This is a genomic window from Dyadobacter chenhuakuii, from assembly GCF_023821985.2.
GTDB classification, from domain to species: Bacteria; Bacteroidota; Bacteroidia; order Cytophagales; family Spirosomataceae; genus Dyadobacter; species Dyadobacter chenhuakuii.
Genome location: NZ_CP098805.1, coordinates 702,931 through 718,722, shown reverse-complemented (window position 1 = coordinate 718,722; position 15,792 = coordinate 702,931). Strand labels below are relative to the sequence as shown.

Here is a 15,792-nt window from a genome sequence, read left to right as displayed (position 1 = left end):
ATGAATATTTTTAGAATACTAGACAGCATTCAACAAGTTGACGGTGATGCAGCAGGGCGTCTTGCGCACTCTACCCGTCGCATGTTTATGAATCGTGTAGGCAGCACACTCGCTTCGGCAGCTGTCCCAACTGTTTTCGCTTCCATTGTAAATAAGGCATATGCCGCTACGCCATCTGTAACAGATATACTTAATTTCGCTCTGACGCTGGAATATCTTGAAGAGACATTCTACTTCCAGGCAAACAGAATGACCAATTTCATTCCTGCGGAATACACATTGGTTTTCTCACAAATCGAAAGACACGAAACGCAACACGTTGAATTCCTCAAATCTGCTTTGGGAAGTGCTGCTGTTGACCGTCCTCAGTTTGACTTCACATATGGTGGAGCTTTCCCAGATGCATGGACTAACTTCATGACATTCATCACGATCTCATCTGCTTTGGAAGATACAGGTGTACGTGCTTACAAAGGACAGGCAGGAAACCTAATCGGTTCTCCTCAGATCCTTGAATATGCATTGCAGGTTCACTCAGTAGAAGCACGTCACGCTTCACTGGTAAGAAGAATCATCGGTCACCTGAAAAAGGATCCAATGATGAAAGGCTGGATTACACAAGATAAAGGTTTCCCGGAAGCAGTTTATAAAGGCGCAACGCCTGAGTCTAACACAGTTCACGCTGGTTTGGACGCTGCTACGCTACCAGGTGTTGTGGGCATCAGCAGAGACGCTGTAACAGAATCATTTGACGAACCTTTGACTATGGAAGAGGTTTTGGCAATAGCAGGACCATTTATCAAGAAAATGGGAATGTAATAAGAAACAATTAATTATTGTGGAGGGTAAGGTAATACATAAGAAAGGATGGCAAATGCCATCCTTTCTTTTTGATATACATAAAAATATAAAATCTTGATTAATGCTTTTCCGCTTGTTTTTCCAGATTGAAGAGGTCATTCAACACGTCGATGAGCGTTTCTGCTTCTCCTCTCTTGCAGGCTGCTTTCAATTGAAGCACAGGAAGTTTCAGGATTTTCTGCATCATGCTGGTTGTGATGCGTTCCACTTTTTCAAGTTCTGAATCCGTCAGGTTTTTCGTAAAACGCGTCAGTTCTTCTTTTCTGATCTGTTCCAAAGCCCCTTTCAGTTTCTGAATGGTTGGTGACACCACCATTTCTTTGGACCAATCATTGAATTCAATAACGGCTTCATCAATAATCTCACGCACGTGCGGCACGGCTTCCAGGCGGCGGTGCAATGCCTGATCCGCTTTGGAACGGATGGAATCAATTGTATAAAGCATTACGCCAGGAATTTCTTCTACTTCCGGGGAAACGCTGCGTGGTACGGAAAGATCAATGAAATATTTGAAAGACATTCCGCGCAAGCGAACCATCATTTCCTTGGTAAAGAAAGGATCATCGCGAACAATGGAAGAAACAATGATATCCGCTCTGGAAATCTCGCCTTCAATGTCAGAAAAGTCTGCCACGCGGAAACCGAGTTCCTCAGCCAGCTTATCCGACTTATCCCTTGACCGGTTTACGATGGTAACCTCGGCAGTTCCTTTTTTCTGGGCCAGGTTACGGCAAACATCCGCTCCTATCTCGCCCAATCCCACGATTAGCACTTTCGGATTTGGCATTAATCCTTCCAGCAATTCTACGGCTGCATAAGAAATAGAAGCAGCTCCATCCCGGAAGAAAGTCTCCTGCGCTACGCGCTTATTGGCAAAGAAAATGGTATGTAAAAGTCTGTGTAAGAACGGCCCGGCCATATTAAGGTCTGCCGACCACTGATATGCATGTTTGATCTGATTTGGAATCTGCATATCCCCCACAACCTGCGATTGCAAGCCCGTAGCAACCTGAAATAAATGCTGCACTGCACTCTCTCCCGCTGAAAAGCGCTCAAAATAGGATTTGAACGACTCAATGTCAGCAACGCCTTTTTGGATCAGGAGCATTTTGATGATCTCCTCATTCAGGTCCGTCGCGGCGGAATAGTATATTTCGGTGCGGTTGCAGGTGGAGACAACAAGGACATCGGAAACATCAAAGAAATCTTTCAGCCTGAGCATCATGCTTTTCGCCTCCGCCTCATTCAATGCAAGCTGTTCTCTGATTGCCAGAGTCGCATTCCGATGTGATAAACTTATTGATTTGAACTGATTATACATCACTGGTTCTTATTCGGTACACAAAAGTACGGCACAAAACTTACAATAGGAACGTGTGTAAAGCACCGGAAGTTTATTTAGAAATCTTACAAATAACAATCGCCTGCAAACACCGATTTCTTTCGTTACAGGCCACTAAGCACGAATATTTTACGTTATTTACAGGATATAACATTAACTGCGGGAAATGCGTGCCCGCCCATGAATGATTAGCGAAACTCCAAAACAAAAGCCTCGTTTTCGACTGCATCCCGTTGCCATTCTGAACAGCCAGCGCCTGCGCCGCTCTCTGATGGACACGTATGATCAGAAAAGCTTTTATAAATACATCATTGGCATTATCCTGCTTTTGCTCAGCATCGGATCATTATTTTATACTGATAAATTGGTGGAAGAGCTTGAACAACGGGAAGAACGCGAAGTGCAGCTTTATGCGGAGGGAATGCGATATGTGTTCAACAGCCCTTTTGACGAGAACTTCAATGTGGTGTTCCAGGTGATCCAGGATGCGGTGAATTTTTACCAGATCCCGGTCATTTATGTCAACGAAAATAATCTCCCTAATCCCAACAAGAACATTGAATTCCCGAAAAATGCCGGCCCGGCCGAGCGCGAGCGCATTATTCAGGATAAGCTGGCTGAAATGAAACTGGAACATCCACCGATCCCGGTTGATTTGGGCAAGGGTCGGACTGGGAATATCTATTATAGTAATTCATTCCTGCTTACACAGCTACGTTACTACCCGTTTTTGCAGCTTTCGGTCATGCTTTTGATCGGTTATCTGGCTTATCTGGCGTTCAGTTCGGCTCGAAAAGCGGAGCAAAACCGTGTTTGGGTTGGTTTGGCCAAAGAAACGGCGCATCAGTTAGGAACGCCACTTTCGTCATTAATGGCGTGGGTGGAATATTTCCGGAGCGACCCGAGCATTGATCCGTCCATCGCAGAAGAGATAGAAAAGGATGTGATCCGGCTCGAAATGATCACTACACGCTTTTCAAACATTGGCTCGGTGCCCACTTTGAAGGAAGAACCTGTTACCGAGATTGTAACAAATTTTATCAGTTACCTGGAAAAACGTGTTTCTTCCAAAGTGAAATTTTCGGTCTTCAACCAGCTCGCGGATGAGCAGACGGCATTAATAAATAAAAACCTGTTTGAATGGGTCATTGAGAATGTCTGCAAAAATGCTGTGGATGCGATGGGTGGGATTGGCGAGATTAATGTTACACTTCAGGCACCTCCTAACACCAAAGAAATCTGGATTGATATTGCCGATACGGGAAAAGGAATGAGCAAGGCAAATATGAATAAGATTTTCAATCCGGGATTCAGCACGAAAAAACGTGGCTGGGGATTGGGATTGACATTAGCCAAAAGGATTATTGAAAACTACCATTCGGGCAAGCTCTTTGTCAAAAGCTCCGAAATCGGTCGGGGAACAACTTTCCGTATCCTGTTGAATGCAAATATTATTGAGTAGCGAGAGCTTTTATCTATAACCGGGAACAGTGACAATGTCCGTTTCGACCTGGTTGCTGTAATGCAATGCCCTGTCGCGTATCCGTACTTTGTATTTTTGCTCAATATCAATCGACGAATTCCCATAAGGTCTTTTCAGCTCATAATCGAGCTTACCTTTTATAGGGCCCGTCCTACCGTCGGGTTTAAGGATAGGCATCCACATAACAGAATCACTGGACAAAATACGCTCATCCCAGGAGCCATCGGTATTTTTGGTAAGCGTTACAAGTTCATAATTACCACGCTTGCCATATACGGAATTGAAGTTTTCGTCAGAACGTTCATCCGCCGTCGCTCCCAGATCTCCGTCCTTATCTTCAAAAGTGACTGTGATCACGACATTCTCCCGCAGCTTTTTGCCTGTCACAGGATCTGTCTCCGTGGATTGATCAATGGATGCATATTCGATTCTGGGGACGGAATCGAAATCCGGCGCAGGCACGCAAGCGGTGAATGAGGCTGATATACAGAGAAATAATGCGCTGGAAACTTTCATAATCAATCTGTTGAAGGGTGTGAACAATGCTTAACGGTAACCTGGGACCTGAATGCTGTCTGTCTGGATCTGGTCGCTGACATTCAATGCCCGGTCACGGATACGCACTTTAAATCTCACGTAAACGGGAACCGTGCTGTTACCATATAGAAAACTTGTATTCAAGTCTAGCTTTCCCTTGATAGGACCTGGCTTGCCGTCAGGTTTCAAGATAGGCATCCATTTGTATTGATCCTCGGCAAGAATAGACTCTGTCCATTTGCCGTCCGATCCTTTTCTTGCCGTGACAAGCTCATAGTTACCCCATTTTCCGTAAGGCCTTACAAAGGAAGAATCCGAACGTTCATCCGCGGAAGCGCCCAGGTCACCGTCACCGTCTTCAAAATCGATGGTAATGATTACATTTTCGCGAACTTTCTTGTCGGCAGAATCAGTTTCTGTAAACTGATCGATACCATTATAATATATTTTGGGTGTGTTATCAAAGTCCGGGATATCCACGCAGCCTAATGCTCCTGCTGCCAAAATGATGAATAGGGAAACTTTCAATTGCATATTAGCTTTGTATTTATATTTCTACGAAAGTAACAGTATTGGAACTTCAAAACAACAAATCTCAAACCGAAAAAAGGCAGGCACTGCGCGAGCAAATCCTAACTTTACAACCTGCTAATTTCGAGCGCCTTACACTGGAAATTTTCCGCTATCAGGCAGCATATAACCCGGTTTACAATCAGTATATAAAAAATCTGAACATTATACCGGAGCATATAACCCACCTGACCCAGATTCCGTTTTTGCCCGTTCAGTTTTTTAAAAACCACATTATCCAAAGCGGCGACCTGCCAGCGCCTTCCGCTATTTTTCAAAGCAGCGGAACAACCGGCCAACAAACAAGCCAGCACCATTTGTTCGACGGGACATTGTATAAGGACGTCTCCGCTCGCATTTTTCGGGACAATTTTGGTGACCTGAAACAGTTCCATATTCTGGCGCTGCTTCCATCATATCTTGAACGAAACAACTCTTCGCTGGTGTATATGATGCAACATTTTATTGAGGAAAGCGGGTCAGATTTGTCCGGTTTTTACCTTAAAAATGTGGATGAACTGCTTCAAACGCTCACTTGTCTTGCAAACAACCCCGATGGAAAGAAGGTCCTCATGCTGGGTGTAACATTTGCCCTGCTGGACCTGGCCGAGAGCGACCACGATCTCTCGTTTTTAGCCAAGATCAAAGAACTTACGGTAATGGATACTGGCGGCATGAAAGGACGCCGGCAGGAGCTTTTAAGAGAAGAAGTGCATGACACTCTTACGGGCAGACTTGGGGTTGACAAAATCCATTCTGAATACGGCATGACCGAAATGCTTTCGCAAGGCTATTCACACGGCGCGGGGCTGCTCATGCCAGGATTTTCAATGCGCATTTTGCTGCGTGATATCAATGATCCTTTTGCGATTTACGATCACAATATAAACAGTTCCAAAACCGGCGGCATTAACATTATCGACCTGGCCAACCTGGATAGCTGCTCATTCATAGAAACCCAGGACCTCGGCAGATTCGGTGAAAAGGAAGGCTCGTTTTATGTCATGGGCCGCTTTGATAATTCTGACATCCGGGGTTGCAATTTAATGGTAATGTAAGTCGTTCATTGTTGCGGCAACCAAAATTAGCCATGCTAAGAAAGTACACATTAATGCGTTTTTAATATCGCCGTACGCATTGACAGTGAGTTACATAACATTTGTTTACATTATATAGAATTGTTCTAAGAACCCGTAAACAGAGAATATTTCATAAATTAGCAGGCTTTTTAAAATTGCATTAATCAAATGTATTATTACATTTTGGATTGTTAACCTATCATATAAAGTATATCAAATGAAAAGACGTGATGCCCTTGGTCGTGTGGCACTTTTAATGGGTGGTGCTCTCTCAGCCCCCACCATGCTGGCTTTTCTGGAAAGCTGCAAAAAAGCTTCTGATACTGCTACCGGGATTACTTTTCCGTTTACCCCGGAAAGACAGGCGCTGGTTGCGGAGGTTAGTGAGATGATTATCCCAAAAACAGACACCCCGGGAGCAAAGGATGCGAAAGTCGGTGAGTTTATCGAAAAAATGATGAAGGATTGCTATTCCGAGCCTGAGCAGAAAAGCTTTAACAAAGGATTGGAAGAGCTCGAAAAGAAAGATTTCATGAAGGCAACGCCACAAGACAGAACGGCGATCCTGACCGAAATGGAAAAAGCGTCGAAAGCAGATCAGGCCAAGGCCGACACGGAAAAGAAAAAGTATACAGAAGCCGGAAAAGAATATACGGATGCACCGGTTCCATTCTTCCGTTTGTTGAAGGAGCTAACCTTACTAGGTTATTTCACATCCGAACAAGGTGCAACGCAAGCACTTGAATATGTGGCAGTTCCGGGTCGCTACGATGGATGCATCGATTACAAGCCGGGACAAAAAGCGTGGGCCTTGTAAGCACCACATTTCCAGAATTTATCAGGCCGGCATCTGGCCAAGTCATTAATATCGAAAAACATTCATCATGAATTTAAACATAAAGGCAGCGAAACAAACCACTTACGACGCAATCGTGGTTGGATCGGGAATCAGCGGCGGCTGGGCAGCTAAGGAATTGACAGAAAAGGGCTTGAAAGTGGTCATGCTCGAAAGAGGCCGCGACATCAAGCACATTACCGACTACAAAACAGCAACGCTTGCCCCCTGGGAATTTGAACACAGAGGCCGCGTTACCACCATTGCCAAAGAGCAATATTGGGCTGGGATCAGGACAGGTTATACAGCCAACGAAGAATGGGCATATCTGTTTGAAAACGATAAAGAAAACCAATACGAAGAAACCCGCAAATTCGACTGGATCCGTGCCTATCACGTAGGCGGACGCTCGCTGCTGTGGGGGCGTCAAAGCTATCGCCTCAATCCAATGGATTTCGAAGCGAATGCCAAAGACGGCATCGCGGTAGACTGGCCGATCCGTTACAAAGACATTGCTCCGTGGTATGATTACGTGGAGAAATTCGCGGGGATCAGCGGCGCAAAGGACGGACTGGATGTGTTGCCGGATGGCAATTACCTGCCTCCTATGCAAATGAACTGCGTTGAAAAACATGTAAAAGGAGAAGTAGAGAAGAAATTTGCAGGCCGCCACATCATTATGGGCCGCGCTGCGCACCTTACCCAGCCACAAGCTTTCCATACAGAACTGGGACGTGCTGCTTGTCAGTTCCGTAACATGTGTATGCGCGGTTGCCCTTACGGTGCCTATTTCAGCACACAATCGGCCACGCTTCCAGCTGCGCAGAGAACAGGTAACCTTACATTAGTGCCTGATTCTATTGTTTCAGAAGTGATTTACGATGACAAGCTAGGCAAAGTAACAGGTGTTCGTGTGATCAACCAGAACACATTGGAAACCAAGGAATATTATGCGAAGATCATTTTCATGAACGCTTCTGCTATTGCTTCGGCTTCTATATTAATGAACTCGAAGTCGAAACGTTTTCCGAATGGTCTGGGAAATGAAAGTGACCAGCTTGGACGTAACATTATGGACCATCACCTGGCAGTTGGCGCGAGAGCGGATGTGGATGGTTTTGAAGACAAATATTATTTCGGAAGACGTGCAAACGGAATCTATATCCCACGTTACCGCAACTGGGGCGATGACAAGCGCGATTACATTCGTGGCTTCGGTTACCAGGGAGGCGCAAGCCGCGAAAGCTGGGGACGCGGCGTCGGAACGGACGGTTTCGGTGCTGATTTCAAGAAGTCGCTCTCAGAGCCAGGCGGATGGAATATGAACATTCAGGGTTTTGGTGAGATGATCGCGGATGAAAAAAACCGCTTCACGTTGCACCCGACCAAGAAAGATAAATGGGGACTTCCGCTTGTGGTTTTTGATGCAGCTTACGGTGAAAACGAGCGGAAAATGCGCGTTGACATGATGAATGATGCAGCGGAAATGCTGGAAGCAGCAGGTCTGAAAAACGTTACACCATACATTGACGACTCCAAACACCCTGGCATTGGTATCCACGAAATGGGCACAGCCCGGATGGGTAATGATCCGAAAACCTCTGTTTTAAATAAGAACAATCAGGTTTGGGGCGCAGAGAATGTGTACGTAACGGATGGCGCATTCATGACTTCCGCATCTTGCGTGAACCCGTCGCTTACCTACATGGCTATGACCGCACGTGCGGCCGACCATGCCGTGAAAGAGCTTAAAAAGATGAATGTTTAGTTAAGCACATTTCAATTGAAAAAACCTCGCTGGGTATATCCGGCGGGGTTTTTTCTTTTATGCTCTGACTAAACCCATCAAAATTTGAAAGAGTATATACCCGCGCCGAAACGTGTTTCCTCCATCGATGCCTATCGGGGATTTGTAATGTTCCTGATGATGGCCGAAGTGTTGCGGCTGGGAAAAGTCGCGGAAGCCTTTCCGGGCAGTGCATTTTGGGCATTTCTGGATTATCATCAAAGTCATGTGGAATGGGTAGGCTGCTCCTTGCACGACATGATTCAGCCTTCTTTCTCGTTTTTGGTCGGGGTGGCACTTCCCTACTCTATCGCCAGCCGTGCAAGCCGGGAACAAAGTACGACTGTAATGTGGCTGCATACATTCAGGAGGTCGCTGACGTTGATTTTGCTTGGCATTTTCCTGCGTTCCATGCACAGTGAGCAAACCAATTTTACATTCGAAGACACATTAACCCAGATCGGCTTAGGCTATCCGATCCTGTTTGCGCTCGGCTTTACGGGCGAACGCACGCAATGGGGCGCGCTAGGCGGGATATTACTTGCATACGGACTCGCATTCGCCTTATACAGCCTGCCCGGGCCATATTTCGACTGGTCGGAAACGGGCAATGTTGCCAACTGGGAGCACAACCTTAAAGGCTTTGCCGCACATTGGAACAAGAATACAAACATTGCGTGGGCGTTTGATCGCTGGTTCCTGAATTTATTTCCACGCCCCGAAACATTTAAATTCAACGGAGGCGGATATAGCACATTGAGTTTCATTCCCACATTAGGAACCATGATCCTCGGCCTTATTGCAGGGAAATGGCTTAAATCCGCCACATCTTCCGCCTGGTTGCTCAAACGCCTCGCTATAACAGCAGCACTCCTGCTGGCGCTGGCATTGATCCTTAATTTCGCGGGCATTAACCCCATCGTGAAACGCATATGGACGCCCGCATGGACGCTTTTCAGCGGAGGAATTTGTATGTTTTTCCTGGCTGGATTTTACTTTATTGTTGATGTAAAACAAAAGCAGCGGTTCTTCTTCCCGCTTATCGTCATAGGCACCAATTCAATTGTGGCCTACGTTATGGCTGAAACCATTGTCAGCTTTATAGACAGTTCATTCCGCATCAATGTCAGCCAAAACTATGACCTGCTCCTCGGGCAAAATTATCAGCCGTTGGTTCGCGGTGCAATTATCCTGCTGGTGGAATGGGCGATCCTGTATTGGCTATACGTGCGAAAGATATTTATCAGGATTTAAAATATGCGGTCTATATTTGAGCCCTATATTCCTGTATCATGAAACTACTCAAAGCCGTACACCACATTGCCATCATTTGCTCGGATTACGACAAATCCAAGCACTTTTATACTGATATCCTGGGTTTTGAGATTGAAAGAGAGGTATACAGATCAGAAAGGGATTCTTATAAGCTTGATCTTTCCCTCAACGGGCAATACATTATCGAGCTATTTTCCTTCCCGAGCCCGCCTAAGCGCCCGTCGCGGCCCGAGTCGACCGGCTTGCGGCACATTGCCTTTCAGGTGGATGATATTGAACCGGCGATTGCGCAGTTGCGAAAAAAGGGGATTGTTACTGAGGCTGTGAGAGTGGATGAATTTACCGGCAAAAAATTTACATTCTTTGCCGATCCTGACGACCTGCCTATTGAATTATATGAGATCTGATTTTTGCGGATCAGGCAGCAGCGGTATAACCTACCCTGCTTCTGGTTCCAACTTCCAGCTTGCATAAAGATTCGTAAAACTCAGAGATACGCACCAAGTGTTCGTCCAGCATTTGTCTCGCTTCGGAATCCTTATCAACGTAAGTACGCAGCTTTTTGTAGAGCTGCAATGTAGCTGCTTCTACCTTTTTTAGACAAGTTGCGATTTCTTCTTTTTCTTCCACGTCTTCCAGCAGTTTTAATGCTGTCCGGGCTGTGATATGATTGGTTTCGCCCAACTCTTTGTCCGTCAGAAAACACTTAAAATAATCATAAATCCATTTGATCTCCTTCTGGAATAATAAAGCACTTACATGGCCCTGGCTGAGAATGCGCCTGCAAGGGCCCATATTATCCTTCTTCAATGCTTCTAAATAAAGGAGTTCTCTGGTTTTCTGCTCGATCCACAATGCTCTGATTGCCTGAACGAAATCATTTTTTCTACTCTCTTCCATAACCAACCTTTTTTAAGAACTACTTTTGCCCGCGTCCGCTAAAAAAATTGTGCCTGAAACGCCAAAAAAGGGCATTTATAATAATTAAACCAAAGATTCATGCAGGAGTACAAATAGATGGACTTCTACACCGGCTTACTAAGAATGGCCATGTTGCAAACGTTTGCAGTGGGGCGATCACGCCATACTGAAAATCATAGCTACTGTGGACAACAGAGAACAAATCGCCTGGCCGTACGTTATATTTTTGATCTGTTCGGAAAGCGTCTAACTTTGCCGGCTTTACCAGCGTCGTAAGGCAGCCGTATATTGCCGGAAGCCCCTTTAAAATTCGATTTGTAGATATGCCTAAAATACAATACAACATTGCCCTGCTTGCGGTTTTAGCCGTAAGCTCCTGTAAAACAACCGCACCTCCTCAACAAGCAGCAGTAGTAACCGAAACGCCCGCCTTACTGGAAATTGGGAACGAGAAATTTTCGATTGAGGATTACCAGGATTCATATAATAAAAACAAAAATGCTTCTGATTCAACGCGTGAGTTAACTCCGGAAGAATATTTTAATTTATACAAAGACCTTAAAATAAAGGTCCTGCATGCCAAGCAAGAAGGAAAAGACACCACTCAGGACTATAAAGAAGAAATCACCTCCTACCGCGAACAGCTCGCAAAAAACCACCTGGTTGACAAATCACTTGTCGAAAAACTCTCGAATGAAGCTTATAACCGCCTGAAGCAGGAAGTGAGAGCTTCCCATATACTGATCGGTGTTTCGGAAGATGCTTCTCCGGCCGATACTTTGGAAGCCTACCGCGCGGCCATCGCATTGAGGGGAAGATTGGAGGACGGCAATGACTTCGGCGACCTGGCCGCAAAATTCTCGAAAGATCCCGTTGCATCAAAAACCAAAGGCGATCTGGGTTATTTTACCGCTTTTCAGACCTTATATCCCATAGAAACGGCAGCTTATACGTTGCCCGTCGGAAAAGTTTCGCAGCCCGTGCGTACGAAGGGAGGCTATCATCTGGTGAAAGTAACGGATCGCCGTTCGAACCGGGGGATGGTTCGGATTGCGCATATCATGGTTCAGCAGGATACGGCAGGAACTGCGGCGCAGAAAGAGTCTGCAAAAGCGCGGATCGATGAAGCCTATGCACTGTTACAAAGCGGTGAAGATTGGGAAGCAGTCGTGGAAAGTTTTTCAGACGATAAACAATCCAGGAAAAACAGCGGGTTACTCCCCATGTTTGGCATCGGGCAAATGGTGCCTGAAATTGAAGAAGCGGCCTTTGCATTGACCAAGGTGAACGCCTATTCCAAACCTGTGCTGACCATGTATGGATGGCACATTGTGCGACTGGCCGAAAAGCGCAGCCTGGAACCATATGCAACCATGGCGCCATCGCTGCGGAAAAAAGTGGTGACGGATTCGAGAGGAAAAGTGCTGGAACAAGCCAATGCGAAACGGCTCAGGGAAAAATACAAAGTCCAGGAATTTGCGGAACAGTGGAAAACGGTTGCGGCGTTGGGAGACAGCAGCATTACCAGTGGAAATTGGGATTATTTAAGTGCAGTATCAACAGATTGGGCTTCGGTTGCGTTATTTAAGATTGAAGAGCAATCGTACGATGCACTGGGCTTTTTGAATTATGTAAAAAGAAAGCAACAGGTTAAACCGAAAGATGCATCGCCTGCGGTTGTGTTTCGGAAATATTATAATGACTATTTGACGGAAAGCCTGGCTGATTTTGAAAAGGAACATTTGGAAGAGACCAATGCTGAGTTCCGGAACCTGATCAGCGAGATTAAAGAAGGGGTGCTGCTTTCACAAGTAATGGAGGAGAATGTATGGGGACGTTCATTGACGGATTCGACGGGTCAAAAGGCGTTCTATGACCAGCATAAGGAGCGCTATCAGTTCCCGGAACGTGTGCTGGCGACCATTGTGTCGGCCAAGGACACGCAAACGGTGAATGCGATCAAAAGAACATTGGCACAGAGCCCTTACAAGCTGGAACGGAGATCGAAGGAAATATTGTTCGCAGCCAATGCCAGCGAAATTGATAATGAGCAACTTGATGCGCTGACCGACGTTTATATTGTAATGGAAAAGAATCCTGATTACATTGTAGAAATTGCAGGTTACAGGTCAGCGGACGAAAGTGAGATCACATCTGCCAACCGCATCAGGAATGTTGTAAAGTATTTGAATGGCCGGAATATCCCGATTTTACGGATCATTGAAAAAGACTATGGCTCGTTCAGGCAAACGGCCGAAGCCGACCGCAACCGACGTGTAGGCTTCCAGTTTTACAGCCAGTCGAAAGGTGACGTGGAGAAGGTCTATAATGCAGACGCTCCCGACGCCGTTATGATCCGGGATGGATATTTTACAAAGGACAACCCTTTATTTGCCCGATTCAAATGGCAGACAGGTGAACAAACTGTGACGGACAACAACATGGTTTTCTGGACTTCCGTACAAAAAATAGAGCCGTCACGCGGGAAGACATTTGCAGAAGCGCGTGGAAGCGTGATCAACGATTACCAGAAAGAGTTGGAAAAACAGTTGGTAAACCGGCTGGAAGCGAAATTCCCTATTAAAGTGAATGCGCAAGAATTAGAAAAAATTAAGCGTTAAGCGTATTTTAGCATTTCGTAAACCGTTTTGTAATCAAAACCATAGTAACCCGAACAGATTAAGGAGAATCAAATAACCATATGAAAATAAATAAAGTAATTGCGCCCGGTCTGATAGCAGTATTCTCACTGTTTTTCAGTCTCATCAGTTTCGGACAGGGGCAGCAGGGGATCAGCATTGATAAAATCATTGCCCGGGTTGACAATCACTACATTCTGAACTCCGAATTGGAGGAAATGTATAATCAATACAAAGCAGAAGGACGCGCCGCGCCCGAAAAATGCCAGCTTCTGGAATCACTTATTATCAACAAAATGCTTCTTGCCAAAGCCGAAATTGACTCGGTTGTGGTGGAAGACAAAGAAGTCGACGGCGAGCTTGATGCCAAAATGGGCTATATGGTGCAGCGTTTCGGATCCGAAAAGAATATTGTAGAAGCCTACGGTAAAAGCATTGAAAACCTGAAAAGCGAGCTTCGCACGCAGGTGAAGGAGCAAAAGATCGTAGAAAAAATGCAGCGGACCATTTCTGGCAATGTAAAAATTACGCCGAATGAAGTGCGCAAGTTTTTTAATTCCATTCCGAAAGACAGCCTTCCTTACATTCCTTCCGAAGTCGAAATCGGCCACATTGTGAAGCTGGGAACAGTTACCCGCGAGCAGAAGGACAAGCTAAAACAACAATTGCTTGAATTGAAGCAACGCGCTGAAAAAGGTGAAGACTTCGCTACATTGGCGCAGATCTATTCAGAAGACCTTGGTTCAGCAAAAAATGGCGGTGACCTGAACTTCGCCAAACGTGGTGCAATGGTTCCCGAGTTTGAAGGAGCTGCATTATCATTGAAACCAGGTGAAATGTCGGATATCGTTGAGTCGCAATTTGGTTTTCACTTGATCAAGCTCATCGAAACGCGCGGCGCTGAATATCACGCCAGACACATCCTGCTTCGTCCTGATTATAACAAAGGAACAGATATGACTTCTGCGGTCCGCGCCCTGGATAGTCTTAGAAATCTGATTGAAATCGATACATTGAAATTCGCGAAAGCGGCTTTGGACAACTCGGAAGATAAAGAAACAGCCGAATCGGGTGGTTTGATCATGGATAGAAATACAGGTTTAGCTCGTCTTACACTGGATGCTTCTATGGACCCGGCACTATATTTTGCTATCGACACCATGAAAGTGGGCGAATTGAGCAAACCGGTTGCCTATCGTACCGAAGATGGAAGAAGCGCCATGCGTATCATCTGGTACAAGAGCAAATCGGAGCCGCATACGGCCAATCTTCGTGATGATTACGAGAAACTGGCTCAGATCGTGTTGAGTAACAAACGAAACAATGCATTGGAAGAATGGTTTAAAAAAGCGCAGGGCGACGTTTTCATCAGCATCGAGCCTGAATATAAAGATTGTAAAGTGCTCGGATTAGAGGCTTTGGCAAACGATATTTAGCTTTCAGGACAGGATTGCGGTTAAGGAATTGAAAATTTAATCTGACACATTGTGAAGTATTCATCGGACGTTGAAGCTGCCGAAGCTATGAAAGTAGCTTATGATAAAATCCGGAGTGAGATTGGAAATGTAATAATCGGGCAAGATGAGGTTGTTAAAGGACTACTGACCGCGATTTTCTGCCAGGGCCATTGCCTTTTGGTGGGTGTGCCCGGACTAGCCAAAACGCTTCTCATCCAGACGATTGCTTCTTCGCTAGACCTCAATTTCAACCGGATCCAGTTTACGCCTGACTTAATGCCGTCAGACATTCTGGGGTCTGAAACATTGGATCAGAACCGCAATTTCAAGTTTATCAAGGGGCCTGTTTTTGCCAACATTATCCTGGCCGATGAGATCAACAGGACGCCACCCAAAACGCAATCTGCGCTGCTGGAAGCGATGCAGGAATATTCTGTTACAATCGCGGGAGCAAAGCATGCGCTGGAACGTCCTTTCTTCGTACTCGCTACTCAAAACCCCATTGAGCAGGAAGGAACTTATCCCCTGCCAGAAGCCCAGCTCGACCGCTTTATGTTCATGATCCAGCTGGATTATCCTTCCTATGCAGAGGAAGTAAACATTGTTAAAAACACCACCAACGACGTTCGTTACCAGGTTAAAAAAGTCGTGACTTCCGAGGAGATCATGGATTTCCAGCATTTGGTAAGACGCGTTCCGGTAACCGATCACGTCATTGAATATGCGGTGAAACTGGTCCACAAAACCAGGCCCGCTGCCGGCCTTGCCGTAAAAGACACCAACGATTACCTCGACTGGGGCGCAGGTCCCCGTGCCTCACAGGCGCTGATCCTGGCAGCCAAATGCAACGCATTGCTTTCAGGTAAATATTCTCCCGACATTGAGGACGTAAAAGCAGTTGCATTACCCGTGTTACGGCACAGAATCATCCGGAATTTCAAAGCCGAAGCCGAAGGAATTTCAGTAGATGACATCATTGCACGTCTCGTCTGACACAATCTTAACTT

At 45.8% G+C, this 15,792-nt stretch carries 14 protein-coding genes; 10 read left to right on the top strand and 4 right to left on the bottom strand.

Translation table 11 applies throughout. The features are described 5' to 3' along the window. On the top strand, positions 1–819 hold the full coding sequence (locus NFI80_RS02990) for a ferritin-like domain-containing protein (RefSeq protein WP_233797753.1): 819 nt from the start codon (positions 1–3) through the stop codon (positions 817–819). 100 nt (positions 820–919) lie between these two features. Here NFI80_RS02990 and hemA read toward each other — a convergent pair whose 3' ends face one another. Continuing rightward, on the bottom strand, positions 920–2,182 hold the full coding sequence (hemA, locus tag NFI80_RS02985) for a glutamyl-tRNA reductase (RefSeq protein WP_026629936.1): 1,263 nt from the start codon (positions 2,180–2,182) through the stop codon (positions 920–922). Between the two features lie 205 nt (positions 2,183–2,387). On the opposite strand from hemA, the gene NFI80_RS02980 reads away from it, so the two are divergent. Then, a complete protein-coding gene (locus tag NFI80_RS02980) occupies positions 2,388–3,665 on the top strand; it encodes a sensor histidine kinase (protein ID WP_233797752.1) in 1,278 nt (425 codons plus the stop codon). 9 nt (positions 3,666–3,674) lie between these two features. Here the strand turns inward: NFI80_RS02980 and NFI80_RS02975 are convergent, their stop codons facing one another. Further along, a complete protein-coding gene (locus NFI80_RS02975) occupies positions 3,675–4,202 on the bottom strand; it encodes a hypothetical protein (protein WP_235160161.1) in 528 nt (175 codons plus the stop codon). Between the two features lie 30 nt (positions 4,203–4,232). After that, a complete protein-coding gene (locus NFI80_RS02970; RefSeq protein ID WP_233797750.1) occupies positions 4,233–4,757 on the bottom strand; it encodes a hypothetical protein in 525 nt (174 codons plus the stop codon). A 38-nt stretch (positions 4,758–4,795) separates the two neighbouring features. Between NFI80_RS02970 and NFI80_RS02965 the strand changes: the two genes are divergently transcribed. The 5 genes from NFI80_RS02965 to gloA2 all read left to right on the top strand — a co-directional run bounded on the left by NFI80_RS02965 (position 4,796) and on the right by gloA2 (position 10,175). After that, positions 4,796–5,851 (top strand): phenylacetate--CoA ligase family protein, encoded by a 1,056-nt coding sequence (locus NFI80_RS02965; RefSeq protein WP_235164956.1) that lies wholly within the window; start codon positions 4,796–4,798, stop codon positions 5,849–5,851. 238 nt (positions 5,852–6,089) lie between these two features. Further along, complete coding sequence (locus NFI80_RS02960) at positions 6,090–6,689, top strand: gluconate 2-dehydrogenase subunit 3 family protein (protein WP_233797748.1); 600 nt, start codon at positions 6,090–6,092, stop codon at positions 6,687–6,689. Positions 6,690–6,756: 67 nt separating this feature from the next. Beyond that, on the top strand, positions 6,757–8,475 hold the full coding sequence (locus NFI80_RS02955; protein WP_233797747.1) for an FAD-dependent oxidoreductase: 1,719 nt from the start codon (positions 6,757–6,759) through the stop codon (positions 8,473–8,475). Between the two features lie 84 nt (positions 8,476–8,559). Further along, positions 8,560–9,747 (top strand): acyltransferase family protein, encoded by a 1,188-nt coding sequence (locus NFI80_RS02950; protein WP_255703566.1) that lies wholly within the window; start codon positions 8,560–8,562, stop codon positions 9,745–9,747. Between the two features lie 38 nt (positions 9,748–9,785). After that, a complete protein-coding gene (gene gloA2 / locus NFI80_RS02945; RefSeq protein ID WP_235164957.1) occupies positions 9,786–10,175 on the top strand; it encodes an SMU1112c/YaeR family gloxylase I-like metalloprotein in 390 nt (129 codons plus the stop codon). 10 nt (positions 10,176–10,185) lie between these two features. On the opposite strand, the gene NFI80_RS02940 is transcribed toward gloA2, so the two are convergent. Beyond that, a complete protein-coding gene (locus NFI80_RS02940; protein WP_233797745.1) occupies positions 10,186–10,668 on the bottom strand; it encodes a hypothetical protein in 483 nt (160 codons plus the stop codon). 344 nt (positions 10,669–11,012) lie between these two features. On the opposite strand from NFI80_RS02940, the gene NFI80_RS02935 reads away from it, so the two are divergent. From NFI80_RS02935 to NFI80_RS02925, 3 genes are all read left to right on the top strand, one after another. Further along, entirely contained in the window at positions 11,013–13,310 is a 2,298-nt protein-coding gene (locus NFI80_RS02935) for a peptidylprolyl isomerase (RefSeq protein WP_235164958.1), read from the top strand. 80 nt (positions 13,311–13,390) lie between these two features. Continuing rightward, positions 13,391–14,764: a peptidylprolyl isomerase gene (locus tag NFI80_RS02930; RefSeq protein ID WP_233797743.1), complete on the top strand. Its 1,374-nt coding sequence runs from the start codon at positions 13,391–13,393 to the stop codon at positions 14,762–14,764. Positions 14,765–14,815: 51 nt separating this feature from the next. Beyond that, positions 14,816–15,778, top strand: a complete 963-nt coding sequence (locus NFI80_RS02925) for an AAA family ATPase (protein ID WP_026629924.1) — start codon at positions 14,816–14,818, stop codon at positions 15,776–15,778. Positions 15,779–15,792: the final 14 nt, after the last annotated feature.

Excerpts from the sequence above, each read along its gene's own strand:
- NFI80_RS02990 (WP_233797753.1), top strand. The coding sequence starts at position 1 with ATGAATATTTTTAGAATACTAGACAGCATTCAACAAGTTGACGGTGAT.
- hemA (WP_026629936.1), bottom strand. The coding sequence starts at position 2,182 with ATGTATAATCAGTTCAAATCAATAAGTTTATCACATCGGAATGCGACT.
- NFI80_RS02980 (WP_233797752.1), top strand. The coding sequence starts at position 2,388 with ATGATTAGCGAAACTCCAAAACAAAAGCCTCGTTTTCGACTGCATCCC.
- NFI80_RS02975 (WP_235160161.1), bottom strand. The coding sequence starts at position 4,202 with ATGAAAGTTTCCAGCGCATTATTTCTCTGTATATCAGCCTCATTCACC.
- NFI80_RS02970 (WP_233797750.1), bottom strand. The coding sequence starts at position 4,757 with ATGCAATTGAAAGTTTCCCTATTCATCATTTTGGCAGCAGGAGCATTA.
- NFI80_RS02960 (WP_233797748.1), top strand. The coding sequence starts at position 6,090 with ATGAAAAGACGTGATGCCCTTGGTCGTGTGGCACTTTTAATGGGTGGT.
- NFI80_RS02955 (WP_233797747.1), top strand. The coding sequence starts at position 6,757 with ATGAATTTAAACATAAAGGCAGCGAAACAAACCACTTACGACGCAATC.
- gloA2 (WP_235164957.1), top strand. The coding sequence starts at position 9,786 with ATGAAACTACTCAAAGCCGTACACCACATTGCCATCATTTGCTCGGAT.
- NFI80_RS02940 (WP_233797745.1), bottom strand. The coding sequence starts at position 10,668 with ATGGAAGAGAGTAGAAAAAATGATTTCGTTCAGGCAATCAGAGCATTG.
- NFI80_RS02935 (WP_235164958.1), top strand. The coding sequence starts at position 11,013 with ATGCCTAAAATACAATACAACATTGCCCTGCTTGCGGTTTTAGCCGTA.
- NFI80_RS02930 (WP_233797743.1), top strand. The coding sequence starts at position 13,391 with ATGAAAATAAATAAAGTAATTGCGCCCGGTCTGATAGCAGTATTCTCA.